The 22,156-nt window shown below is 67.4% G+C and carries 18 protein-coding genes, 1 tRNA gene and 2 pseudogenes; 9 read left to right on the forward strand and 12 right to left on the reverse strand.

The features are described from left to right. Window positions 1-3: 3 nt before the first annotated feature. Together ACNYS0_RS17535 and ACNYS0_RS17540 are read right to left on the reverse strand one after the other, a co-directional pair. Window positions 4-612 carry a DUF5825 family protein gene (locus ACNYS0_RS17535; protein WP_422474722.1) on the reverse strand — a complete coding sequence of 203 codons (609 nt, stop codon included), beginning with the start codon at window positions 610-612 and terminating at the stop codon, window positions 4-6. Further along, the gene (locus ACNYS0_RS17540; protein ID WP_422474724.1) at window positions 609-2,537 is read right to left on the reverse strand and encodes a RiPP maturation radical SAM C-methyltransferase; all 1,929 of its coding nucleotides are present in this window, start codon (window positions 2,535-2,537) and stop codon (window positions 609-611) included. Before ACNYS0_RS17540 ends, ACNYS0_RS17535 begins: the two co-directional genes overlap by 4 nt. 261 nt (window positions 2,538-2,798) lie before the next feature. Between ACNYS0_RS17540 and ACNYS0_RS17545 the strand changes: the two genes are divergently transcribed. From ACNYS0_RS17545 to ACNYS0_RS17555, 3 genes and pseudogenes are all read left to right on the forward strand, one after another. Then, on the forward strand, window positions 2,799-3,203 hold the full coding sequence (locus ACNYS0_RS17545) for a contact-dependent growth inhibition system immunity protein (protein WP_422474726.1): 405 nt from the start codon (window positions 2,799-2,801) through the stop codon (window positions 3,201-3,203). Between the two features lie 491 nt (window positions 3,204-3,694). Next, window positions 3,695-4,552: pseudogene (locus ACNYS0_RS17550) on the forward strand (pentapeptide repeat-containing protein); the annotation flags it as partial. 636 nt (window positions 4,553-5,188) lie between these two features. Continuing rightward, window positions 5,189-5,731 carry a hypothetical protein gene (locus tag ACNYS0_RS17555; RefSeq protein WP_422482923.1) on the forward strand — a complete coding sequence of 181 codons (543 nt, stop codon included), beginning with the start codon at window positions 5,189-5,191 and terminating at the stop codon, window positions 5,729-5,731. A 236-nt stretch (window positions 5,732-5,967) separates the two neighbouring features. Here ACNYS0_RS17555 and ACNYS0_RS17560 read toward each other — a convergent pair whose 3' ends face one another. Next, window positions 5,968-6,339, reverse strand: a complete 372-nt coding sequence (locus ACNYS0_RS17560; RefSeq protein ID WP_422474728.1) for a hypothetical protein — start codon at window positions 6,337-6,339, stop codon at window positions 5,968-5,970. 389 nt (window positions 6,340-6,728) lie between these two features. Here ACNYS0_RS17560 and ACNYS0_RS17565 point away from each other — a divergent pair, with 389 nt between their 5' ends. Both ACNYS0_RS17565 and ACNYS0_RS17570 read left to right on the forward strand, forming a co-directional pair. After that, a complete protein-coding gene (locus ACNYS0_RS17565) occupies window positions 6,729-7,058 on the forward strand; it encodes a trypco2 family protein (RefSeq protein WP_422474730.1) in 330 nt (109 codons plus the stop codon). Window positions 7,059-7,446: 388 nt separating this feature from the next. Continuing rightward, the gene (locus ACNYS0_RS17570) at window positions 7,447-11,097 is read left to right on the forward strand and encodes a tetratricopeptide repeat protein (protein WP_422474734.1); all 3,651 of its coding nucleotides are present in this window, start codon (window positions 7,447-7,449) and stop codon (window positions 11,095-11,097) included. Between the two features lie 197 nt (window positions 11,098-11,294). Here the strand turns inward: ACNYS0_RS17570 and ACNYS0_RS17575 are convergent, their stop codons facing one another. Both ACNYS0_RS17575 and ACNYS0_RS17580 read right to left on the reverse strand, forming a co-directional pair. Next, window positions 11,295-11,774: an NUDIX domain-containing protein gene (locus ACNYS0_RS17575; protein ID WP_422474736.1), complete on the reverse strand. Its 480-nt coding sequence runs from the start codon at window positions 11,772-11,774 to the stop codon at window positions 11,295-11,297. 19 nt (window positions 11,775-11,793) lie between these two features. Next, window positions 11,794-13,011 (reverse strand): helix-turn-helix domain-containing protein, encoded by a 1,218-nt coding sequence (locus ACNYS0_RS17580; protein ID WP_422474738.1) that lies wholly within the window; start codon window positions 13,009-13,011, stop codon window positions 11,794-11,796. A gap of 394 nt (window positions 13,012-13,405) precedes the next feature. Here ACNYS0_RS17580 and ACNYS0_RS17585 point away from each other — a divergent pair. Both ACNYS0_RS17585 and ACNYS0_RS17590 read left to right on the forward strand, forming a co-directional pair. Then, window positions 13,406-13,566, forward strand: a pseudogene (locus tag ACNYS0_RS17585) (site-specific integrase); the annotation flags it as partial. 93 nt (window positions 13,567-13,659) lie between these two features. Continuing rightward, window positions 13,660-14,250 carry a DUF4760 domain-containing protein gene (locus tag ACNYS0_RS17590; RefSeq protein ID WP_422474740.1) on the forward strand — a complete coding sequence of 197 codons (591 nt, stop codon included), beginning with the start codon at window positions 13,660-13,662 and terminating at the stop codon, window positions 14,248-14,250. 219 nt (window positions 14,251-14,469) lie between these two features. On the opposite strand, the gene ACNYS0_RS17595 is transcribed toward ACNYS0_RS17590, so the two are convergent. After that, window positions 14,470-14,551 (reverse strand) — tRNA-Tyr (locus ACNYS0_RS17595). A gap of 213 nt (window positions 14,552-14,764) precedes the next feature. Between ACNYS0_RS17595 and ACNYS0_RS17600 the strand changes: the two genes are divergently transcribed. Then, window positions 14,765-15,253, forward strand: coding sequence for a YajQ family cyclic di-GMP-binding protein (locus ACNYS0_RS17600; protein ID WP_385755819.1), 489 nt, complete (start codon window positions 14,765-14,767; stop codon window positions 15,251-15,253). A 68-nt stretch (window positions 15,254-15,321) separates the two neighbouring features. On the opposite strand, the gene ACNYS0_RS17605 is transcribed toward ACNYS0_RS17600, so the two are convergent. Then, complete coding sequence (locus ACNYS0_RS17605) at window positions 15,322-15,594, reverse strand: GlsB/YeaQ/YmgE family stress response membrane protein (RefSeq protein ID WP_385755817.1); 273 nt, start codon at window positions 15,592-15,594, stop codon at window positions 15,322-15,324. Between the two features lie 205 nt (window positions 15,595-15,799). Between ACNYS0_RS17605 and ACNYS0_RS17610 the strand changes: the two genes are divergently transcribed. Continuing rightward, window positions 15,800-17,050, forward strand: coding sequence for an APC family permease (locus tag ACNYS0_RS17610; protein ID WP_422474742.1), 1,251 nt, complete (start codon window positions 15,800-15,802; stop codon window positions 17,048-17,050). 7 nt (window positions 17,051-17,057) lie between these two features. Here the strand turns inward: ACNYS0_RS17610 and ACNYS0_RS17615 are convergent, their stop codons facing one another. From ACNYS0_RS17615 to ACNYS0_RS17635, 5 genes are all read right to left on the reverse strand, one after another. Beyond that, window positions 17,058-17,450, reverse strand: a complete 393-nt coding sequence (locus ACNYS0_RS17615) for a YccF domain-containing protein (RefSeq protein ID WP_422474744.1) — start codon at window positions 17,448-17,450, stop codon at window positions 17,058-17,060. Beyond that, the gene (htpX, locus tag ACNYS0_RS17620; RefSeq protein WP_351342365.1) at window positions 17,447-18,310 is read right to left on the reverse strand and encodes a zinc metalloprotease HtpX; all 864 of its coding nucleotides are present in this window, start codon (window positions 18,308-18,310) and stop codon (window positions 17,447-17,449) included. Before htpX ends, ACNYS0_RS17615 begins: the two co-directional genes overlap by 4 nt. Before the next feature lie 186 nt (window positions 18,311-18,496). Beyond that, window positions 18,497-18,952, reverse strand: coding sequence for a large conductance mechanosensitive channel protein MscL (locus tag ACNYS0_RS17625; RefSeq protein ID WP_422474746.1), 456 nt, complete (start codon window positions 18,950-18,952; stop codon window positions 18,497-18,499). An 85-nt stretch (window positions 18,953-19,037) separates the two neighbouring features. Beyond that, complete coding sequence (locus tag ACNYS0_RS17630) at window positions 19,038-20,573, reverse strand: NADH-quinone oxidoreductase subunit N (protein ID WP_422474748.1); 1,536 nt, start codon at window positions 20,571-20,573, stop codon at window positions 19,038-19,040. Then, on the reverse strand, window positions 20,570-22,153 hold the full coding sequence (locus tag ACNYS0_RS17635) for a complex I subunit 4 family protein (RefSeq protein ID WP_422474750.1): 1,584 nt from the start codon (window positions 22,151-22,153) through the stop codon (window positions 20,570-20,572). The genes ACNYS0_RS17630 and ACNYS0_RS17635 overlap by 4 nt, the downstream gene beginning before the upstream one ends. Between the last annotated feature and the right edge of the window lie 3 nt (window positions 22,154-22,156).

Here is a 22,156-nt window from a genome sequence, read left to right on the forward strand (position 1 = left end):
GCGTCAGATCCCCATGCACGGAACCGGCCAACGGCGCATGCGCGGAGGCAGCGCCACCGCCCATCCGTCCACGATCAGCGCGAGCCCCTCGTCCGTCAGATGGCGGGCCGCCTCCTGGTGGGCGGGGGCGAGCGTGCCGAGCGGCGTGGCGTCGCTCAGCGCGTCGAAGGCGGCGAGCAGGTCGGGGTGGTCGAGCGTGAACCGCGCCGAGGCGGGGCGCTCCCGGCGGTCCATGACGGTGACGAATCCCGGGCCGCGGCGGTGGTAGAGCATCCCGTAGCCGTGCGCGGCGCGCCAGGTCGTCAACTCCCCTGGTTCGTCGGCCTGTTGGGACGGGGGCGGGAGGTGGTGCAGGGTGCGGAGGTCATACGTATGACGGCCGATTGCGCCTGCCGTATCTGCCGTACCTGTCGTATCTGCTGCGCCTGCTGTGGCTGCCGTGGCTGCCGCGTCCGCTTCCCAGTGGGTGTGCAGCCCCGAGGCCTGGCACTCGCGCAGGAACTGGATCGCGCGCGTGGTGGTGCGGCCGTCACCGTGCAGGGGCAGCGGCTCGGTCACGCGGACACGGGTGCCGATGACGCGGTGCGGGACGAGGGCGGGGAGCGCGGTCATCCGGAGGCCGCCGGGGCGGAGGATACCGAGGGAGCTGAGGGTGTTGAGGGAGCTGAGGGTGCTGAAGGTGCGCCCTCTACGCGGATCGGCGCGGTGCGGGTGGGCAGGGACACGTAGGTGCCGGTGTCGCGGAAGAGGAGGCCGAACGTGACGGCCTGCGCGACCCACTCCCCCAGTTCTTCGGTCGGTACGTCATGTCCCGCTGCGGCGAGTTTGCGCTGGAGGGCGGCTTCGCTTCCGCCCTCCTCAAGGATGCGCAGAGCGGCCGCCTCCCAGCCGTTGAACCAGTAGGTGCGGCGCGGCCAGCCCTCGCGGCGGTCCCGTACGAGCAGCGTGTTCTCGTCCTCGCCCGCCTGTTCCATGACGAGGGTCGACGTGGCGTGCTGCGCACGCCACTGCGCCACGGCCCGCAGCAACCGGTCCTCCGTGTCGCCGCCGATGCCGGCGTCCTCGGTGTCGAACAGGTAGACCAGCTCGGCGAGTTCGGACTCCGGAAGCTCATAGACGTGCTGGTACATGTCGGCGGGGCGCCGCTTGCCGAAGCCCAGGGCGGGGTCGGTGAAGTGCGGGCTGAAGCGCTCCAACTGGATGCGGAAGGCGCCGCTCGGCGGCTGGAGGTGCACGAGGGCGGGCAACTGGTCGAGCACGCGCGCGTAGTCGCGCACGGTCTCGCCGGGGAACCCGTAGAGGTAGTTCCAGGTGCAGGTGATCTCGTGGTTGTCGAACTCTCGCAGGGTACGGATGTTGCGGGCGCCGGTGACGCCCTTGTCCATCAGGTCGAGGACGCGGTTGCTGAGGCTTTCGATGCCGGGCTGGATCAGGACGACGCCCGCGGCGGCGAGCGCGGCGATCTGCTCCCGGGTGAGGTTGGACTTCACTTCGTAGTGGATCCGCAGGTCCCAGCCGCTGTCGGCGGCGAGCGGCAGGAAGTCCTTGAAGTACGCCATGTCGATGATGTTGTCGACGGTGACGATGTCGAGGATGCGGTGGCGGCGCACGAGGCGTTCGATCTCGCTCCACAGCCGTTCGCCGGGCTTGGCGCGGAACGCCATGGCGCTGCCGTTGAGGCCGCAGAAGGTGCAGTGGTGCTTCTCGCCCCACCAGCAGCCGCGGGCCCCCTCGACGACCAGCTTGGGATACACGTATTCGAGGACCGACGAGGCCTCGATCTCCGCCTGCCACTGGTCGTAATCGGGCGACGGTATGTGGGCCGGAGCCACAGTGCGGTGGGGTTCGGTGTTGGCCCGCGAGAGCCCGCCGTCCCACCAGCAGAGCCCCGGAACGTCGTCCGGGGGCGTGCCCGCGTCCAGGTGGGCGAGCAGCGCCGGGAAGGCGTACTCCCCCTCGCCGCGCACGACATGGTCCACGTAGGGGTGGTTGCGGTGCAGGGCGTGACCCATGGGGCCTTCGCAGTTGCTGCCGCCGAAGACGACGGTCAACCCGGGCCGACGACGCTTGAGCACCTTGGCGAGGGCGAGGGACGCCACGTTCTGCATGAACGTGCTCGTGAACCCGACGAGTTCGGGATCGTGCGCCAGCACCTCGGCCGCGCAGCGCTCGATGTACGCGGCGGCATGGCGGCGCATCTCGAAGGCCGTGTCGAGGGTGTCAGCGGGCACGCCGCGCTCGCGCGCGTAGGACCGCAGCCGTGCGGCGCCCCAGTCCTCGTCGTCGTAGAGGACTCCGGAGAACACCCAGTCGCCGATCCCGTGGAAGATCGAGTCGCTGCCGATCACCTCGTAGTCACTGGGGCTCAGCCGCCCGCCCGAACGTTCGAGCAGCAGCTCCGCCCAGCGCAGCGAACCGTGGAACTCGCGCACCTCGTCGGCCGGACGGACCTCTCGCAGCAGCTGGTGCAGCAGACCCACTTGGAGGGAGGGCAGATCGATCGCGTGCCAGGGCATGGTCACCAGCCCAACGCGCATGCCGTCCCGCCTCTTCTTGCCGCCGCTCTCTGCGATGTGCCCCGCCGCGCAGTGCCGCGTACCGTCACTCGCGGCTGCCTGCGGCGCCCACGACCGTCTCTCCAGCGCCCGCTCCCGGGCCGGCCCCCCGAGCCCACAAGGCGGTTCACCTTATGGGCGTCCCACCCCTCACACAAGGGCGTGCGGGCGGGCTACAAGGGATCGCCACATGCGCGGGCGATGTGATGCGGCTCCCCGTGACACGACCCGACGGAGGTGAGGGTGACCGACCTGGATCTGTCCCTTGAGCAGGCCGAGGGCGGTGTCCCCTGGCCCGCTCCCGGCGCCGACTCCACCAGGCTCGTACGCACGGCGTACGCACTGCGCCGGCAACCGATCGGCGAGCTGGACGCGGAGGGCCTGCGGCTGCTGATCAGCCAGGGCGTTGGGCTGGAAGTGCTGGTGCCACGGGCTGTGACACTGCTGCGCGAGGAACCTCTTACTGAAGGCGACTACTACCCCGGCGACCTGCTGGGAGCCGTACTGGAGGTACCAGCGGACTTCTGGGCGCGGCACGGGGAACTGGCGTCCCAAGTGGAACGGACCGCGAGATCCGTTCCCCAGGAAGCCCTCTCCCCTCCCTTGCCGGACCGCATCGCGTCGTTCCGCAGGGCGCTGGGCCACTGACTCTTGCCGGGGAGGGGTGCGCCACTGCGTACTGCCCCGCGAACGCCGGCCCGGCTGGTCCAGCCCACTCAGACCTGGGATTCGCCTGGGGCGGGGTGAGGCACGTCACGCATCCCGTCCACTCGTCGAAGATCAGCGTTCGAACAAAAAGAAGACCCCTCCGAACTACGTTTCCGCAGTTCGGAGGGGTCTTTCCCAAGTGTGGCGGCGCCAGGATTCGAACCTGGGAAGGCTGAGCCGGCAGATTTACAGTCCACTCGATCAAGGGCGTCTGACCTGCCGGTTCGTGCATATCAGGCGTCGGTGCCCCACAGCGGCCCCAAACCGGCCCATCGACAGGCGCTTGAGACTGCTTCACCCTTGGCCTGCGGCAGCGCACCCACTCGGAGGCGCCGAAGCCCTGCTGCCAGGTAGTGACGGCACGAGCGATGAGGTTCAACGGAGTTCACCAACTCGCTGACCTCCAGGGGTAGATGCGATATCGGTGAGGGATGACTGAGCCGTCACCGAATCCAGCGCCGCCAGAGTGGCCATACTGCGGATATGGCCGATCATCCTCGGACCACATCGGATGCATAGGAATTGTCGTCGCCCCGCATCAAGCATGTCTTGCGCATCTCGAACCAGAGGATCTCTACGCGCATTTCAGCTCGCTCACCCCTGGAGCGGACATCGACCTGCGGGGGACGTCGCTCGATACCCACTTGATCAACCAACTTACACAGGGACTCCGCGGAACGGACGGTGCACCACACTTCGGATTCACTGAATTCCAGCAAGCCATTTTTACAGGGCCCACAAGCTTCAATGGCGCCGTATTCGAAGGTTGGACTTCATTCGCCGAATCAAAACTCGAAGGAACCGCCTCATTCCTTGACTGCAGGTTCGAGGGGACGACTTCATTTTCGGGCACCCGATTTCACGACGCCGCAATTTTCCTTGGAAGTGAATTCGACGAACCGGCCTACTACACAGGGGCCACCTTTGACGGTAGCGCAAACTTCAATGAGGTCACTTTTCATAAGTACGTGAGGTGCGATGGAGTAAAGTTCAACAGCGGGGCCTCTTTCAGTGAAGCACACCCCGAGGGTTTCCTCTCTCTACGCAACTCCGAAGTGCACGGATCGCTCGACTGTACGGCGACAGCGTTCCAGGGCGAATTCATAGCTGCGGGCTCGAAATTTTTCGGGTACGCACACTTTGACGATTGCCAATTCCATCAGATAGCCCGATTCGAGAGCTGCGAATTTCATGAAATGGCAACCTTCTACTCCGCTGTTTTTCACCAGCGTGCCAGATTCGCCGAGGTGAACTTTGGGCGGGAAGCTGTTTTCGACGCGTGCACTTTCGGCGAGCGGGCAAGCTTTAGGGGTGTGGACTTCCATGCCGACGTTGAGCTCCGCGGGGCGGAGTTTAAATTTGATGCCGTGTTCATGGATGCAACCTTCCATTCGCCTCAGACCCTTGGCCCCTTCTCCTGTGTCGGCCCCATACTCTGCGGAGGGGCAAAGTTTCTCGAAACGACGATAATAAAAGGCAGCGCCGCCAAGATAGACCTCAGGAGAACCAGGTGGAATTCTTTCGGAGCACTTCGGCTTGGGTATGCGGAAGTCGACATGGGGGATGCCTCCATTACCCTCCCAGTGTCCATATCGAAGAATCACACGTACGCCCTAAACGGCAACCCGCGTTCAGCTCCACTAAGCCTGACATCCGTGAGCGGAGTTGACTGCGCCCTCCTGACACTGTCAGACATTGACTTGTCGCGAACCGTATTCACCGGGGCGATACATCTTGATCAGATCAGGCTCGAAGGGCATGTCACGTTTGGTAGCCCACCCACAGCACGTCCATGGCGATACGGGGTATCTTTCAAGTGGACGCAGCGACAAGTTATTAGTGAAGAGCGCCAGTGGCGCAGCCTCCCGTGGCATCCAGCACCCCTTCGAGCGGGATGGGGGTTCCCTCCCGAGGACCCTCAAGACGTGCCTAGCCTCGCCACTCTGGCGATCACCTACCGCCAGCTACGCAAGGCCCGCGAAGACGCAAAGGATGAGCCCGGCGCCGCCGACTTCTATTACGGCGAAATGGAGATGCGCCGTCACAGTAAGGGCAGGCGGACAGCAGAGCGCTGGCTTCTCCAGATTTACTGGCTGGTTTCCGGGTACGGGCTGCGCGCGTCGCGGGCACTGGGCTGGCTGCTCGCTGCCATGACCCTCACTGTGATCGCGATGATGCAGTTCGGCCTACCGCAGGAGGCTCCCAGGCAGGAAGTCGTGCGCGAGAGCGTCCACGGCGAGTGGAAGACATACATCGAAAAGGGTGATCCGCAGAATCCGACCGGTGAGCGCTTTACCAGCCAACGGTTCGACAAGGCTCTGAACGTCACCCTGAACTCGGTGGTATTCCGGTCCAGCGGCCAGGACCTGACGGTGGTCGGCGGGTACATCGAGATGGCGTCACGCTTCTTCGAGCCGGTGCTGCTTGGTCTAGCCGCTCTCGCGATCCGGGGGCGGGTGAAGCGGTGAAGTGTCGCTATCTCGTCGAACTGAGTTGAGTGCCTAACCGGCGCGAGTGCCCTTGGTGCGGGGCCCTGCGCGACGGCGCGGTGCCCGAACCAGGCCCAGAAGTACGGGCCGTCGACTACAGGGCGGCCGTCTAGCCCGTTGTGCAATGCGTGTCTGGCGAAGGCCAAGGCGCAGCGCAATGCAGCACCTGTTAACCACGACCTGCGCCAACGGGCGACCGGTGACTTACGACGCTTTCAGGCGTCCTCGCCGAAGTCTGGCGTGGGTATCCACGTGCCCCGGAGTCCGGACATCGGGTTGCAGGTCGGGCAGGGGGAGGCGTTCCTCCCACGCATCATCATGACCAGGTCGGGCGCCTCGTAGTAATCGAGAGGGTCGGGGTTCTTCGTGCAGCCTCCCCGGTGGATCACGTACGGGGCCTCTTCGTAGAGCGGCTCTTGAACCGTGAAGCGGGATTGCTTCCAGGCGACCTTGCGCCGGCGCTCCTGCTCTACGGCCTCACCTTCGAGGCGCTGGATCGTGGCGCGCTCCTGCCCGAGCTGGTACTCCAACCAGGCCGCGACCGCGTGGTGCTTCTCAATGCGCTCCGACAGGCTCGATTCGGACATGTTTTTGATTGTATCGAGCGCTGTCGAGAGTAACTCGGGTCCGCCACGAACGCGATCACGGGCACCTAAGCCTGCCTGACGGCTCAACGGCCCGGGAGCTGCCAGATTTTCCGCGGGCCGATCCCCGGCGGTTCCGAGCGGGGTCTCTTCTCGCTCTTGGCCCGAGCCCGAAGAGGTTTGGGACCCTGTGACCTTCCCCGAGCGACCGAGGGCAGGCCCTACCGTGCTGCGTGCATTCGGTGAGGCATCAGTCCCCAGCTCGTACTCCGTTTCAGTGGCGGGTGGGACTGATCCGATGGAATGGTGGTCCCTCCATGTGTGCAGTGCTCGGTGGGGGCGCGATGTGTCGGTGTGGCCGTTCGCGCCCTGCCGCTTGAACGGGAGGGCGTATGGAGATTGAACTGGCCGATGCGGTGGCAGCGTTGCGGGATGAGTTGTTGCAGGCTTCGGCGCGGGGCGCGGGGGAAGATCTGGCTTTCCAAGTCGGTCCGGTGGAGATGGAGTTCACGGTCGAGCTGCGGGCTGATGCAAAGGTGAAGGCCGGATTCAAGGCTTGGGTGGTGTCTGCAGACGCGGAGGCCGGGGTCACGCGAGGACGAACGCACCGGGTGAAGGTCGCTTTGACGCCGAAGCAGCTGGGGGGCGGGGACCTGCTCATTCATGGCAGTCCGGACCGGCAGCGGGGCCCGGGCAATGTCGGAGACAGGATCGAAGACTGACTTCCCCCTGGGCTTCGTCTGAACATGGGGTGCATCGGGGGCGGGGATGGATCGCGAACGTGTGGTGGCTGTCGACGGCGCCGATGGGCCGGGTTCGGGCTATGTGATCGGTGATCACTTAGTGTTGACCTCGGCTCATGTCGCACCGGCTCTGGGTGAGTCGGCCGAGTTCTTCCAGCCGGGTCGAGTAGAGCGATACGCGGCGAATGTGGTTTGGCGGGGCACTCCGGGCGGCCGGGACGATGCTGCCTTGCTTCGTATAGACGACCCGGCCTGGCGACCACTCCGGAGTTCTGCAGTCCGATGGGGCCGGCTGGTCACCAGCCGGCCTGGGGCAAGGTGCCAGACCGTGGGTCTACCGCATATGGTCCAGCGGTCCGATAAGCCGGTGGAGTTGTGGCAGGCCACCGGCACGATCAATCCCGTCACCGGCCGCGTCGACAACCGGCACGTTGTCACCCTTGGCGAGTATCCGCCCCAGTCCCAGGACGGGAGCCCCTGGGGTGGCTTGTCCGGCGCAGCTGTCTTCTGCGGGGATCTACTCACCGGAGTGATCGCTGCTGACATGGCAGGACTCGCCCACGCGGGCTTGCATGCCGTTCCTCTGTACGTGCTGCTCCACGACCAGACCTTCCGCGACGCGCTGGCCCTGCATGCTCCGGAGACAAGCACCGGGATGGAGCCGGTCGAGTGGCAAGGCCTGGCGGACCACACCGACACACTCAACGTCACCAGCTCCCGGACGGTTTCATCGCCCGCAGCACTGCTTAGGGCCCGTCGGGCGGTCGTCCCTTTCCGTGGACGCGAGGACCTGCTCACCAAACTGTGTTCATGGGCAAGTCTGCCGGGCTTCGGAGCCTGGCTGGTTCACGGGCCGGGCGGGCAGGGTAAGACCCGCCTCGCCCATCACTTCGCCACTCTGCTCACGAGCCAGAAACCGTGGGCAGTTCTGTGGTTACGTGCGGACGCTTCCGGCGGCTCCTTGGACGTGGTGGCCGCGGCAGCGGCACCTGCACTGATCGTCGTGGACTACGCCGAGACCCGGGCCAGCCAACTCACCGACCTCTGCCAGACCCTAGCTCGGCACGGCATCGGCATCGGCGATGGCACAACAGTGAAACTGCTGATGCTCGCCCGTACAGCGGGTGACTGGTGGCAGACCCTGCAGGCCAAGACATCCGCAGCCGAAGAACTGCTGGACGGCACACACGTCACCCATTTGGGTGCCCTGGAAGAGAAATCTGGGAACCGGCTGGACGGCTACCGGGAAGCGGCCGACAGCTTCGCCGGTCAACTCCCCTTCGTCCAAGGCTGGCACCACCACGACTGGACGGCAATTGCCAGCCAACTCACCGAGAGCATCTCAGCAATTGCCATCAGCAGAGAAGGCATGGACACGGCTCTGACCTTGCACATGACCGCCCTGGCCGACCTTCTCGACGCAGCCCAACCAACCGATGTCGCCACAAGTCCCAAACCGGCTTCGGATGTGGAAGACCGACTGCTGCGCCACGAATGGCGCTACTGGGAGAACTCCGCTGTGGCGCAAGCCCTTCATCCGGGGCTCACCATGAACACTCTTACAGATGCTTTGGCTGCCGCATTCCTGCTTGGAGCACGCGACCGGCAACAAGCTGACAGGTTGCTCGCCAAAGTGCCTGGACTTTCGGATCAGAGCGAGGACTGTCGGGGCAGTGTGCACCGCTGGGTCACAGCGTTGTATCCCCCGACCGATGACGGCATGTGGGATAGCCTCCGTCCGGACCGGCTCGCCGAGCGCTTCACCGGCCGCCACTTGCTGGCCCACCCCGATCTACCCAACCGGCTCCTGCAGGACGCTGACGAGGCCCAGGCCCGACAACTGTTGACGGTGGCCACGCGGGCCGTAGCGCACGCCCCCCTGCGCGACTCACTTGCCACTCTGCTCACTGAGCTGTGCATTCGCCACCCTGAGACTCTGGCGCCGGCAGCAATCGAAGTCGCCACCCAGACGGAAACTCCCACAGCGCTCCTGCAGGCCCTGACCCGGATTGTCGATGCTCCGGACACAGATCTCGACACCCTGCGGCGACTCTCCAACCGGCTTCCACCAGCGAGCCACAACCTCGCTGAGACAGCCGCCCACCTCTCTGGGCGACTAGCCCACCATTACCGCGCTCTTATTGCTACCGATCCCGACACCTTCCTCCCTGATCTCGCCCTCAGCCTGAACAACCTCTCCATCCGGCTGGGAAGGCTCGGGCGGCACGAGGACGCACTGACCGCCATCGAGGAAGCCGTCACCGCCCGCCGAGGCCTGGCCAAGGCACGCCCCGACGCCTACCTGCCCGACCTCGCCAGCAGCCTGAACAACCTCGCCGTCCAACTGGCAAGAGTCGGACGGCAAGAGCAGGCGCTGACCGCCGCCGAGGAAGCCGTCACCGTCTACCGCAAGCTGGCCGAGACACGCCCCGGCGCCCACCTACCCGACCTCGCCAGCACCCTGAACAACCTCGCCATCCAACTGGGAGGTTTCGGGCGGCACGAGGACGCACTGACCGCCGCCGAGGAAGCCGTCACCGTCCGCCGGGGCCTAGCCGAGGCACGCCCCGACGCCTACCTGCCCGGCCTCGCCAGCAGCCTGAACACCCTTGCCGTCCAGCTGGGAGGCCTCGGGCGGCACGAGGACGCACTGACCGCCAGTGAGGCAGCCGTCACCGCCCGCCGGGGCCTGGCCAAGGCACGCCCCGACGCCTACCTGCCCGACCTCGCTGGCAGCCTGAACACCCTTTCCAACCGGCTGGGAAGACTCGGGCGGCACGAGGACGCACTGACCGCCATCGAGGAATCCGTCACCGTCTACCGCAAGCTGGCGAAGACACGCCCTGACGCCTACCTGCCCGACCTCGCCAGCAGCCTGAACAACCTCGCCGTCCAACTGGGAAGACTCGGGCAACACGAAGATGCACTGGTTCCCATCGAGGAAGCCGTCACCATCTACCGCAAGCTGGCCAAGGCACGCCCCGACGCCCACCTGCCCGACCTCGCCAGCACCCTGAACAACCTCGCCGTCCAACTGGGAGACCTCGGGCGACACGAGGACGCACTGACCGCCAGCGAGGAATCCGTCACCGTCCGTCGGGGCCTGGCCGAGGCGCGCCCCGACGCCCACCTGCCCGACCTCGCCAGCACCCTGAACAACCTCGCCGTCCAACTGGGAGACCTCGGGCGACACGAGGACGCACTGACCGCCATCGAGGAATCCGTCACCATCTACCGCAAGCTGGCGAAGACACGCCCTGACGCCTACCTGCCCGACCTCGCCAGCAGCCTGAACAACCTCGCCGTCCAACTGGGAGACCTCGGGCGACACGAGGACGCACTGACCGCCATCGAGGAAGCCGTCACCGCCCGCCGAGGCCTGGCCAAGGCGCGCCCCGACGCCTACCTGCCCGACCTCGCCAGCAGCCTGAACAACCTCGCCATCCAACTGGGAGAGTTCGGGCGACACGAGGAGGCACTGACCGCCAATCAGGAAGCCGTCACCGCCCGCCGAGGCCTGGCCAGGGCACGCCCCGACGCCCACCTGCCCGACCTCGCTGGCAGCCTGAACAACCTCGCCATCCAACTGGGAGACCTCGGGCGACACGAGGACGCACTGACCGCCATCGAGGAAGCCGTCACCATCTACCGCAAGCTGGCCAAGGCACGCCCCGACGCCCACCTGCCCGACCTCGCCAGCAGCCTGAACACCCTCGCCATCCAACTGGGAGACCTCGGGCGACACGAGGACGCACTGACCGCCAATCAGGAAGCCGTCACCGCCCGCCGAGGCCTGGCCAAGGCGCGCCCCGACGCCCACCTGCCCGACCTCGCCAGCACCCTGAACAACCTCGCCATCCAACTGGCAGACCTCGAGCGACACGAGGACGCACTGACCGCCGCCGAGGAATCCGTCACCATCTACCGCAAGCTGGCCAAGGCACGCCCCGAGAAACATCAGGAGGCGCTGGACCTGTCTCTGCGAGTTCTGTCCTGGCTTCAGGGCGGCCCCCCGTAGACACCAGTGACAAGAGTGATTTGGGGTTCGTGCAGCCTCCCCGGTGGATCACGTCGGACTCGGCGCTTGGCTCGAGGCACTGGTTCGTAGCCCGCTCCTGCCCTAGCTGGTACTCAAACCGGACCACGACCGCGCAGTGCTTCTCGATGCGCTCCGACAAGTTTGATTCGGCCTTGTATTCGATCTTGTCGACGGACTCACTCCGGCGGCAGCCCGTGCTCCAGGTACGCCACACTGTCGGCGCCCCGAGCAGCCGCAGCCGCTCGGATACGGCGTGCGAGACGTGGAATCGTGAGGTTGTCGACGGCATCCACAGGGTGGAAGGCGTACGACTTGATCTCGGATGCCTGCAAGACGATCTCGACCTGGAGCCGCTCGGGCAGAACGCCGCCGTCGAAGAGGTAGAGCACCTTGTCGCCCTCGGCCGGGCTCGGCGCCCAGTCGACGACGAGGAGACGTCCGACGGCCGGTTCGATACCGAGTTCCTCTCGGACCTCGCGGACACACGCCTGGAACGGCGACTCGCCCGTGTCGACGTAGCCTCCAGGGATGTCCCGGTAGTCCTTGTACGTCGGCTCAAGGAGCATGACGCGGCCCTGGGTATCAAAGAAGAGCGCGCCCGAGGCCATGCGCGGGCGCGCCATCTTCGCTTCGTGTTCGTTCTCGGTCTCGCTCATCCGACCGAGCCTAACCAGATCAGATCACTCGAAGCCTCTCGGCCAGCTCTGCCACCGAACGCGTCGGCCGGCCACGGGTCCCCCGTACCCAGCCGAGCACGATCTCTCGGCTCATGTAGTGGTGACGGACCTGCTCGGGAGCCATTTCCTCGGCATCGAGGACCATGCTGAGCGCGTCGTCCGTGCGGTTCCAGGCCGTGAGCGCTCGCGCCACTTCGAGGTTGTGCCGCACCCGGCGCTCGACGGGAAGTCCGCTCGTGTCGACCTGCGGCCCCAGTTCCGCTGCAACCTGGAAGTCACCCAGCTCACCGGCGGTGGCGACCTTATGGATCGCGACGTTAGTAGGCCCAAAGGCCGTCCACATGTGATTGCCGTCTGCCCCCAGTCGTGTGGCCATCGCGTCGGCCTCACGCAGGAAGGCCTGCGTCGTCGCGCGGTCCTCTGCGCGAGCCGCTGCCATCGAGCCCGTCAGGAAGAGAGTTCCGTAGACGGACAAGAAGGCGGGGGTCGCCTCGTCACCCAGCCCCGGCTCAAGGAAGCCGGCCGCGTCGCTCACGAGCTGCACCGCGGTCTCGAAGCGCCCGGTGGACAGAAGGCAGTGCGTCACCGACCGGAAGAGGGAGCCGACGACGACGTTGTTTCCGCTCTGCTGCGCGGCGGCAAGACCGCGGTCGGCCGCCATCCAAGCAAGCTCGTTCTCTCCCAGCTTGCCGAGCACCATCGCGGCGCCCTGGTAGGTCAGGGCGAGCAGCGCGTTCGCCTCCTCCCGCTCCTCCCCCGTGTACGTACGTGAGGCGAGAAGGGCATCCGAGAGGATCAGGGGCAGTTGTCGCATCGCGAACCCGTTCTGAGATGCCTGGTAGGCGTCCCAGACCTCGCCGACGTCGGACCGCAACGCGGACAGAGACGGTGGCTCGCCGTCCGTCGGCGCCCCGAGGAGCGGGGTCAACTGCCGGTAGTCCATGAGCGCTTCGCGCAGTGCCGGCACCGTGCGGCGCCCGCTGTCTGCCGACCACTCCAACAGAGTCGGTTCGCCAATGAGGTCACCGATGGAGACTTCCAGCGCGTGAGCCAGCGCGCGGATTACGGAGAGTCGGTCCAGCTCGATGCGGTTGTTCTCCGCTTTGCCGAGCCAGTCCGCAGTGCGGCCGATCAGCCCGGCCAGCACGTCTTGGGAGATGCCGCGGCGATGGCGGTACCACGCGACCCGCTCGCCGATCGTCAGTCGCTGCGTCATTCCTCGCATGACTTCAGCCTCGTCCCGGTTCGCGGATAGACCCCGGAAAGATTTTCCGGGGTCGGATCATGAGGGGCTCATAGCGTCGTGGTTGTCGGGAGCCAGACACCTGAAACGACGACGAAGGAGTACGGACATGCCTCTGGCGGCGGGTGAGCGGCACCAGTTGATTACGCCGCTCGACGCGCCTTCCACGGAAGTGGGCCATGGCGCCGCGAGGCCCCCAGGCGCCGGGCTTCTTCCCAGTGGAGTCCGCGGACTCTTCGAGTTGCTTGACGCGCTCGGCGAGGCCTGCGAGTTGGTGGACATGCGCGCCACTTCGGCCTGGAGGTCGACCACGCTCTGGGCCACCTCGCGGGGAACCTGCTCGTCTTCGGCGGGATCCCGCACGTAGGTGCCGCTCTGGCTCTACAGCGGAGTGGACCCGATGGAGGTGGCCCGTCGCGCCGGCCACTCGGTGGCGGTACGGCTCAGGTCTACGCGAAGGTCCTCGCGCGCACCGCGAACCGGGCCAACGTCCAGATCGAAGCCAGCTTCCGGGAGTGGCACGAGTAGGTCCGGCGCGCGTAACCCCTCTGCGGTTGCGTGCGTCGACAGCCGTGTCAGGTAGGAGCACTCTGGCGGGTACCGCTTCGGGGGAGGCAAGCCATGGGGGAGATCCTTGCGTTCGCGTCGGCGCTCGCGGCACTCGTTGCCGTCGTTGTGGCGGTGTGGCAGACCAAGCGAAGTACACGGCTCGGAGAAGACGCGCTCGTACTGCCTGTGCTGGCCGAGTGTTTCGGGGAGTTCCGTTCGGAGGAGTTCCGCGGCCACATCAACGTGCTGCTCAGTGCGCCTGAACCGGATCCCGAACATCCGCAGCCGTTTGAAGGGCTCGGTGAGCTGCAGGAAAGCGCCTACCAAGTCTGCTACTACTTCGAGTACCTCGGCGTTCTCACGGCTCACGGCATGGTTCGTGTGGACGTGGTGGTCGGCACTATGGCCACGCAACTCGTGGCGGTGTGGAACAAGATGTTTCCGTGGATCGAGGCGGAGCGGGCCAGTCGAAGTCGGGGCTCGATACCCCTTCGTGATCGGGTCGCTTCGGGGTTCCTGCCGCACTACGAGAACCTGGTCCGCGAGATCGAATCACGGGGTGGTCCTGACGCCGGGGCCAAAGTACGTGAAGCGCTGCCGGGGTGGCGAGTGCCACGGTCACCTCATGCCTCGTCGCGACCGCAGGCCCCTCCACCTGGCTGACCGCTGTGCGACGACTGCTCCAGCGCGCCGAGTCGGTCGAGCCTGGACGCCGTCCCCTGGGGGACACCTGGGGGACACGCGCTGATCAGGCTTGGGATTCACCCGAGACAGGGTGAGACAAGTCACGCATTTCGACCGCTCGCCGGAGGTTGGCGTTCAAGTCAAAAGAAGACCCCTCCGCCCTGCGTTTCTGCAGTTCGGAGGGGTCTTCCCCAAGTGTGGCGGCGCCAGGATTCGAACCTGGGAAGGCTGAGCCGGCAGATTTACAGTCTGCTCCCTTTGGCCGCTCGGGCACACCGCCTTGGGTTCGCTGCCCCGGGCCCCGCTTTGCGGCGGTGCTCGCTGGCAACGACGTAAACAATACCTGATGCACGGGGGTGCTTCGCCACCCGATTGATCGGCGGCCGGGCGCGGCACGGTGGCTAGGCTGCTCTCGGCGCGGCTTCCCCGGCGCGGAACCCGGTCGGAAGCCGAGCAGTACCCGATCCACCCCCGATACAAGGAGCCACAGGACATGGCCGACTCCAGTTTCGACATCGTCTCGAAGGTCGAGCGGCAGGAGGTCGACAACGCACTCAACCAGGCCGCCAAGGAGATCTCGCAGCGCTACGACTTCAAGAACGTGGGCGCATCCATCTCCTGGTCCGGCGAGAAGATCCTGATGGAGGCCAACGGCGAGGAGCGGGTCAAGGCCATCCTCGACATCTTCCAGACCAAGCTGGTCAAGCGCGGGATCTCGCTGAAGTCGCTGGACGCGGGCGAGCCGCAGCTCTCCGGCAAGGAGTACAAGATCTTCGCCTCCATCGAGGAGGGCATCTCCCAGGAGAACGCCAAGAAGGTCGCGAAGACGATCCGCGACGAGGGCCCCAAGGGCGTCAAGGCGCAGGTGCAGGGCGACGAGCTGCGCGTCAGCTCGAAGAGCCGTGACGACCTGCAGAGCGTCCAGCAGTTGCTCAAGGGCAAGGACTTCGACTTCGCGCTGCAGTTCGTGAACTACCGGTAGGACCCGGCTGCGCAGGCGAAAGGGGCGGCACCCGACGGGTGCCGCCCCTTCCTGCTGCCGGCTGCAGCTCAGCGGCGACTGCGCGAGTCGCCGAAGAAGATGCGGTAGGCGATCAGGAGGACGAGGGCGCCACCGATCGCGGCGACCCAGGTGGCCCCGTCGTAGAAGTCCGTGGATATGGGGCGGTCCAGCCAACGGGACGATATCCAGCCGCCGATGAAGGAACCGGCGACGCCGATGAGCGTGGTGCCGATCAGGCCGCCCGGGTCCCGGCCGGGGAGCAGGAACTTGGCGATGGCACCGGCCAGCAGTCCAAGGATGATCCAGCCGATGATGCCCATGCCGTGTTCTGCCCTTCTGTAGTGCTGTGTTGCAGTGCTGTGTTGCAGTGCTGTTGTTCCGCTGTGGCGCCTACTGCCTTGCTGTGGCGCCTTGTTGCGTCGTTCTCGCCGGGGCGCCGAGTGCGTCGCCGCCGTGACCTCCTGCTGCCCAGAAGGACGACGGGTAGGCCCGGTGTGGTTGCACGAGCCCTTTAGTGTGCGGCGCATGACACAGTCAGGAACTTCGCTGCGCAGGGCGCTCGGTGTGCGGGACGCCGTCGTCGTCGGCCTCGGCTCGATGATCGGGGCGGGCGTCTTCGCGGCACTCGGGCCCGCGGCGCGGGCGGCCGGTACGGGAGTGCTGTACGCGCTCGCGGTGGCGGCCGTGGTGGCCCACTGCAACGCGATGTCGTCGGCGCGGCTCGCGGCCGTGTATCCGGTGTCCGGAGGCACGTACGTGTACGGCCGGGAGCGGCTCGGGCCCTTCTGGGGGTATCTGGCGGGCTGGGCGTTCGTCGTCGGCAAGTCCGCCTCGTGCGCGGCGATGGCGCTGACCGTGGGGACGTACGTGTGGCCGGGGCAGGCACATGCGGTGGCGGTCGCGGCCGTGGTGGCGCTGACCGCCGTGAACTGCTTCGGGGTGGAGAAGTCGGCCTGGCTGACGCGGATCGCCGTCGCGGTCGTGCTCGCCGTCCTGGCGGCCGTCGTGGTGGCGTGTGCGGGCTCGGGGAGCGCCGAGGGGGCCCGGCTCGCCCCCGGGCTCTCCGAGGGCGTGAGCGGCGTGCTGAGCGGCGCCGGGCTGCTGTTCTTCGCGTTCGCCGGGTACGCGCGCGTGGCGACGCTCGGCGAGGAGGTGCGGGATCCGGCGCGGACCATCCCGCGGGCGATCCCCGTGGCGCTCGGGATCACCCTGGTCGTGTACGCGGCCGTGGGCGCCGCCGCCGTCGCCGTGCTCGGCGTGGACGGGCTTGCGCGGGCCTCTGCGCCGCTGGCCGACGCCGTACGGGCGGCGGGCGGCGACGGGCTCGTGCCGGTGGTGCGGGCGGGGGCCGCGGTGGCGGCGCTCGGGTCGCTGCTGGCGCTGATCCTGGGGGTGTCCCGGACGACGCTCGCGATGGCCCGGGACCGGCACCTGCCCGGGGCCCTGGCGGCCGTGCACCCGCGCTACCGGGTGCCGCGGCGGGCCGAGCTCACGGTGGGGGCCGTGGTGGCCGTCGTGGCGGCCCTCGGCGACGTACGCGGGGCGATCGGGTTCTCGTCGTTCGGCGTGCTGGTGTACTACGCGATCGCCAATGCCTCGGCGTGGACGCTGAGTTCCTCGGTACGCGCGCGGGCGCTGCCGGCGCTCGGCGCCGCGGGGTGCCTGGCGCTGGCGTGCTCACTGCCCCTGTCGTCCGTCGCGGCGGGGGCGGGTGTCCTCGCCCTGGGGGCGCTCGCCTACGCGGTGCGGCTGCGCGCGCGTGGCACGGGAGTTTGAGACGGGCCTAACGCGCGGCGAACGGCTGGTCCGTGGGCACGATCTCGCGGCCGAGCGGCAGCAGCGAGATCGGGATCATCTTGAAGTTGGCGATACCGAACGGGATGCCGATGATCGTCACGCACAGGGCGAGGCCCGTGACGATGTGCGCCAGGGCGAGCCACCAGCCCGCGAGGATCAGCCACAGCACGTTGCCCACGCAGGAGGGCGCGCCCGCGTCCCTGCGCTCGACTGTCGTGTGCCCGAAGGGCCACAGGGCGTAGATGCCGATCCTGAAGGCGGCGATGCCGAACGGGATCCCGATGATCGTGATGCACAGCAGGACACCGGCCAGGACGTAGCCGAGGAACAGCCAGAAGCCGCTCAGGATCAGCCAGATGACGTTGAGGATTGTCTTCACTGTTGGCGACCTGCCATCTGCTCGAGCCGGGAGATGCGCTCCGCCATCGGCGGGTGCGTGGAGAACATCTTCGACATTCCCTGGCCGGGACGGAAGGGATTGGCGATCATCATGTGGCTCGCCGTCTCGATGCGCGGCTCGGGCGGCAGGGGCAGCTGCTTCGTGCCCGCCTCGAGCTTGCGCAGGGCGCTCGCCAGGGCCAGCGGGTCACCGGTCAGCTGGGCACCCGAGGCATCGGCCTCGTACTCACGGGACCGGCTGATGGCGAGCTGGATCAAGGACGCCGCGAGCGGCCCCAGGATCATGATCAGGAGCATCCCGAAGATGCCGGGGCCCTCGTCGTCGTTCGAGCGGCCGACCGGGATCAGCCAGGCGAAGTTGACCAGGAACATGATCACGGAGGCGAGGGCTCCGGCGACCGAGGAGATCAGGATGTCGCGGTTGTAGACATGGCTGAGCTCGTGCCCGATGACGCCTCGCAGCTCGCGCTCGTCCAGGATGCGCAGGATTCCCTCGGTGCAGCACACCGCGGCGTTGCGCGGGTTGCGGCCCGTCGCGAACGCGTTCGGCGCCTCCGTGGGCGAGATGTACAGGCGCGGCATGGGCTGGCGCGCCTGCGTGGAGAGCTCGCGCACCATCCGGTACAGCGCCGGTGCCTCGAATTCGCTCACCGGGCGAGCGCGCATCGCGCGCAGGGCCAGCTTGTCGCTGTTCCAGTACGCGTACGCGTTCGTCCCCAGGGCGATGACGAGTCCGACGATGAGCCCCGTACGGCCGAAGAAGCTGCCGATGACGAGGATGAGGGCGGACAGGCCTCCGAGGAGTACGGCGGTCTTCAACCCGTTGTGCCGGCGGTGCACGGTACGTCCTCCTGATGGTGCGGCAGGGGAACCCACTGCTTGCTTGACTGCTGCTTCCACTGGGTCTGGAGCCTGTGCGTGTTTCCACGTCCAGTGGACCCTCCCTGACTGGTCAACGCCAGACGAGGAGGACGAGTTCCCTTGGCCGCCCGGGACGGACCCGTGCGGGTGTGTAGGCCGACCGGGTCAGCGCTGCTGCGGCAGACCCGCCAGTTCCAGGGCCTCCGGGTCCGGCTCGATCTCGCTCGTGCAGTGCGCGCAGCGCGTGGCGACACCGGGGATCTGGGTGTAGCAGCGCGGGCAGTCGCGCAGGGCCGCCTTGATGTCGACGGGCTTGCCGCGGTCCAGGCGCGCCTGGAGCTTCATCATCGGGACGACGATGCAGAAGTAGAGCACCGCGGCGGTGATCAGGAAGGCGATGATCGCGCTGACGAACTTGCCGTAGGGGAAGACGGTGCCCTCGACCGTGAAGTGCGCCTCACCGAAGTCGCCGGTGGACTGCGTGGCGATACCGATGAGCGGCGCGATGAACGCCGTACTGAGTGCGGTGACCACAGCCGTGAACGCGGTTCCGACCGCGAGGCCGATGGCCATCGTGATGATGTTTCCGCGAAGGATGAAGTCCTTGAACCCGCTCAGCACGACGCCTGTCTCCTTGATGTGGGGCTGTGATCGTTGACGTGGGGCCTGTGGGGCGGCCCGTACGTGTGGTGCCGTACGAGGGTGCCTAGAAGAGGCCCGTCGAGGCAAAACGCAAGGCCATCTGGGGTGCGCCGGAGAGGGCCACTCCGATGACGGCCGTGAGGGCGATCGCCGCTGTGAGCGGCCTGGACGCGCGGTGGACGGCCGGTTCGCCTTCCGGGGCGCGGAAGAGGGTCGCGGTCCACTGGAGGTAGTAGAAGAGCGCGATCACGACGTTCACGGCCATGACGACGGCGAGCCAGCCCATCCCCGCGTCCACGGCCGCCGAGAAGACCGTGACCTTCGCGAACAGGCCGATGATGCCCGGCGGCAGCCCCGCCAGACACAGCAGGAAGAAGCCCAGGGCGAGCGCGGCGAGCGGGTGCGAGGCGTACAGGCCCCGGTAGTCGCTGATGCGGTTCAGCGGCTTCGTACGGGCGACCAGAGCGGCCACGGCGAAGGCGCCGAGGTTCACCGCGGCGTACATGAGGGCGTACGCGAGGGTGGAGCCGATCGACTTCTGCGGGTCGTCGGAGTACGCGGCCGCCGCGATCGGCACCAGGAGGTAGCCGGCCTGGCCGACGGAGGACCAGGCGAGCAGGCGGACGGCGCTGTACGCGCGCGTGGCCTGCTGGCGCAGGGCCGCGACGTTCCCGAGGGTCATGGTCAGCGCGGCGAGCGCGGCGAGGGCCGGTCCCCACACGTCGGCGTACGAGGGAAACGCGACGACCGTGACGAGGATGAGGCCGGAGAAGCCGACGGCCTTGCCGATGACCGACAAGTAGGCGGCGATCGGCAACGGCGCGCCTACGTAGGTGTCGGGTACCCAGAAGTGGAACGGCACGGCGGCCGTCTTGAACGCGAAGCCCACCAGGGTGAGCGCGACGCCGGTCTGGGCCAGCGTGTGGAGCTGGCCGTCGACGTGGGTGAGTTCGGTGGCGACCCTGGTGAGGTGCAGGCTGCCCGTGGCCGCGTAGACGAAGCTCACGCCGAGCAGGGTGACGGCGGTCGCGGTGACCGAGGAGAGGAAGAACTTCAGGGCCGCGTCGGAGGAGCGCCTGTCGCCCTGCTTGAGGCCCACGAGGGCGAAGGCGGGCAGCGAGGCGACTTCCAGGGCGACGACGAGCGTGGCGAGGTCGCGGGAGGCGGGCAGCAGGGCCGCACCCGCCGCCGAGGACAGCAGGAGGAACCAGAACTCCCCTTCGGGGAAGGGCCTGCCCGCGTTCTTGGCGTCCTTCAGGGAGCTGATCGAGAGCAGCGCGGTGAGCAGCGCGCCGGCCAGGACCAGGAACTGGATGACGAGCGTGAAGCGGTCCGCCGTGTAGCTGCACGCGTCGTACGGCACGCCCTTGAGGCAGAACGTGGAGCGCTCGTCCCCGATCAGCGGCAGCAGCGCGAGCGCCGCGACGGCCAGGCCCGCGACGGAGATCCAGCCCAGGAGCGGCTTGCGGTGCTCCGCCAGGAACAGGTCGGCGACCAGCACGACGAGGGCCACGACCGCCGCGATCGTGGGCGGCGCGATGGCGACCCAGTCGACGGACTGGACGAGGGACGCCACGGAGGGCGCGGCGACGGCGATCACTGGAGGCCTCCTGCGAGGAGCTTCTGCACGGCCGGGTTCGTGAGGCCGAGCAGGGCGGCGGGCCACAGGCCCGCGAGCACGGTGAGGGCGACGAGCGGGGTCCAGGTGGCGAACTCGTAGCCGCGCACATCAACCAGCACGGGAGCCGCCGGGGCTTCCTTGGGGCGGGGTCCCATGCAGACGCGGCGGACCAGGATCAGCATGTACGCGGCGGTGAGCAGCGTGCCGAAGGCCGCGATCGCCATGAAGACGAGGAACGCCGGGCGGCTGAGGTCGTCGGCGGGCTTGAACGCGCCGAACAGCGCGAGCATCTCGCCCCAGAAGCCGGCGAGCCCCGGCAGGCCGAGCGAGGCGACGGCCGCGAACGCGAGCAGGCCGCCGAGGCGCGGCGCCTTGCCGTACAGGGCCATGCCGCCCTGCTCGGCGAGGGCGTCGAGGTCGCTGGTGCCGGCCCGGTCCTTGAGCGCGCCGACGAGGAAGAAGAGCAGGCCGGTGATGAGTCCGTGGGCGATGTTGGCGAACAGCGCGCCGTTCACGCCGGTCGGGCTCATCGTCGCGATGCCGAGCAGCACGAAGCCCATGTGGCCGACGGAGGAGTACGCGATGAGGCGCTTGAGGTCGCCCTTCGCGCCCTGCTTGGCCAGGTTCAGGCAGGCCAGGGACCCGTAGATGATCCCGACGACGGCGAGTGCGGCGAGGTACGGCGCGAAGGTCCGCATCCCGTCGGGCGCGATGGGGAGCAGGATCCGGACGAACCCGTACGTACCCATCTTCAGCAGGACACCGGCGAGGAGGACCGAACCGACGGTCGGGGCGGCGGTGTGGGCATCGGGCAGCCAGCTGTGCAGCGGCCACATCGGGGTCTTCACCGCGAGCCCGATCCCGATCGCCAGAACGGCGATGACCTGCACGGACGTGGTCAGACCCCGGCCGTTGTCAGTGGCGAGTGCCATCATGTCGAACGTGCCCGACTTAACGCCGATAAGGAGGAGTCCGAGCAGCATCACGACCGAGCCGAGCAGCGTGAACAGGATGAACTTCCAGGCCGCCTGCGCTCGTTGCTCACCGCCCCAGCGGGCGATGAGGAAGTACATCGGGATGAGGACCATCTCGAACGCGAGGAAGAAGAGCAGCAGGTCAAGGACGGCGAACGTCGCGAGCGTGCCCGATTCCAGGACGAGGATCAGGGCCACGAACGCCTTGGGGGACGGCCCGGCCGGCATGTGGAAGTAGGAGTACAGCGCGCACAGGAACGTGAGCAGCGCGGTCAGGACCAGGAGGGGGAGGGAGATGCCGTCGATGCCGAGGTGGATACGCACGTCGAGTGCGGGGATCCAGCTGATGTCGGTCGTGGCCTGCATCCTCGACGGCTGGTCGTGGTCGAAACCGAGCGCGAGGACGATCGCGGCGACGAGGATCACGCCGGTCACGGTCACGCCGTGGCGGAGCACGGCCTGGTCGGGTGACTTCCCCTTCAGCCCGGGCGGGGCGGGGAGAAGAGCGGCGACGGCGCCGATGAGCGGGCCGACGACGATCAATGCGAGAAGGAACTGCATCACGGATTCGCTGATATCGATCACGGC

This window comes from Streptomyces anthophorae, from assembly GCF_049310305.1.
Lineage (GTDB): Bacteria > Actinomycetota > Actinomycetes > Streptomycetales > Streptomycetaceae > Streptomyces.

Excerpts from the sequence above, each read along its gene's own strand:
- ACNYS0_RS17590 (WP_422474740.1), top strand. The coding sequence starts at position 13,660 with ATGGGGGAGATCCTTGCGTTCGCGTCGGCGCTCGCGGCACTCGTTGCC.
- ACNYS0_RS17610 (WP_422474742.1), top strand. The coding sequence starts at position 15,800 with ATGACACAGTCAGGAACTTCGCTGCGCAGGGCGCTCGGTGTGCGGGAC.
- ACNYS0_RS17600 (WP_385755819.1), top strand. The coding sequence starts at position 14,765 with ATGGCCGACTCCAGTTTCGACATCGTCTCGAAGGTCGAGCGGCAGGAG.
- ACNYS0_RS17605 (WP_385755817.1), bottom strand. The coding sequence starts at position 15,594 with ATGGGCATCATCGGCTGGATCATCCTTGGACTGCTGGCCGGTGCCATC.
- ACNYS0_RS17540 (WP_422474724.1), bottom strand. The coding sequence starts at position 2,537 with ATGCGCGTTGGGCTGGTGACCATGCCCTGGCACGCGATCGATCTGCCC.
- ACNYS0_RS17580 (WP_422474738.1), bottom strand. The coding sequence starts at position 13,011 with ATGACGCAGCGACTGACGATCGGCGAGCGGGTCGCGTGGTACCGCCAT.
- ACNYS0_RS17535 (WP_422474722.1), bottom strand. The coding sequence starts at position 612 with ATGACCGCGCTCCCCGCCCTCGTCCCGCACCGCGTCATCGGCACCCGT.
- ACNYS0_RS17565 (WP_422474730.1), top strand. The coding sequence starts at position 6,729 with ATGGAGATTGAACTGGCCGATGCGGTGGCAGCGTTGCGGGATGAGTTG.
- ACNYS0_RS17560 (WP_422474728.1), bottom strand. The coding sequence starts at position 6,339 with ATGTCCGAATCGAGCCTGTCGGAGCGCATTGAGAAGCACCACGCGGTC.
- ACNYS0_RS17575 (WP_422474736.1), bottom strand. The coding sequence starts at position 11,774 with ATGAGCGAGACCGAGAACGAACACGAAGCGAAGATGGCGCGCCCGCGC.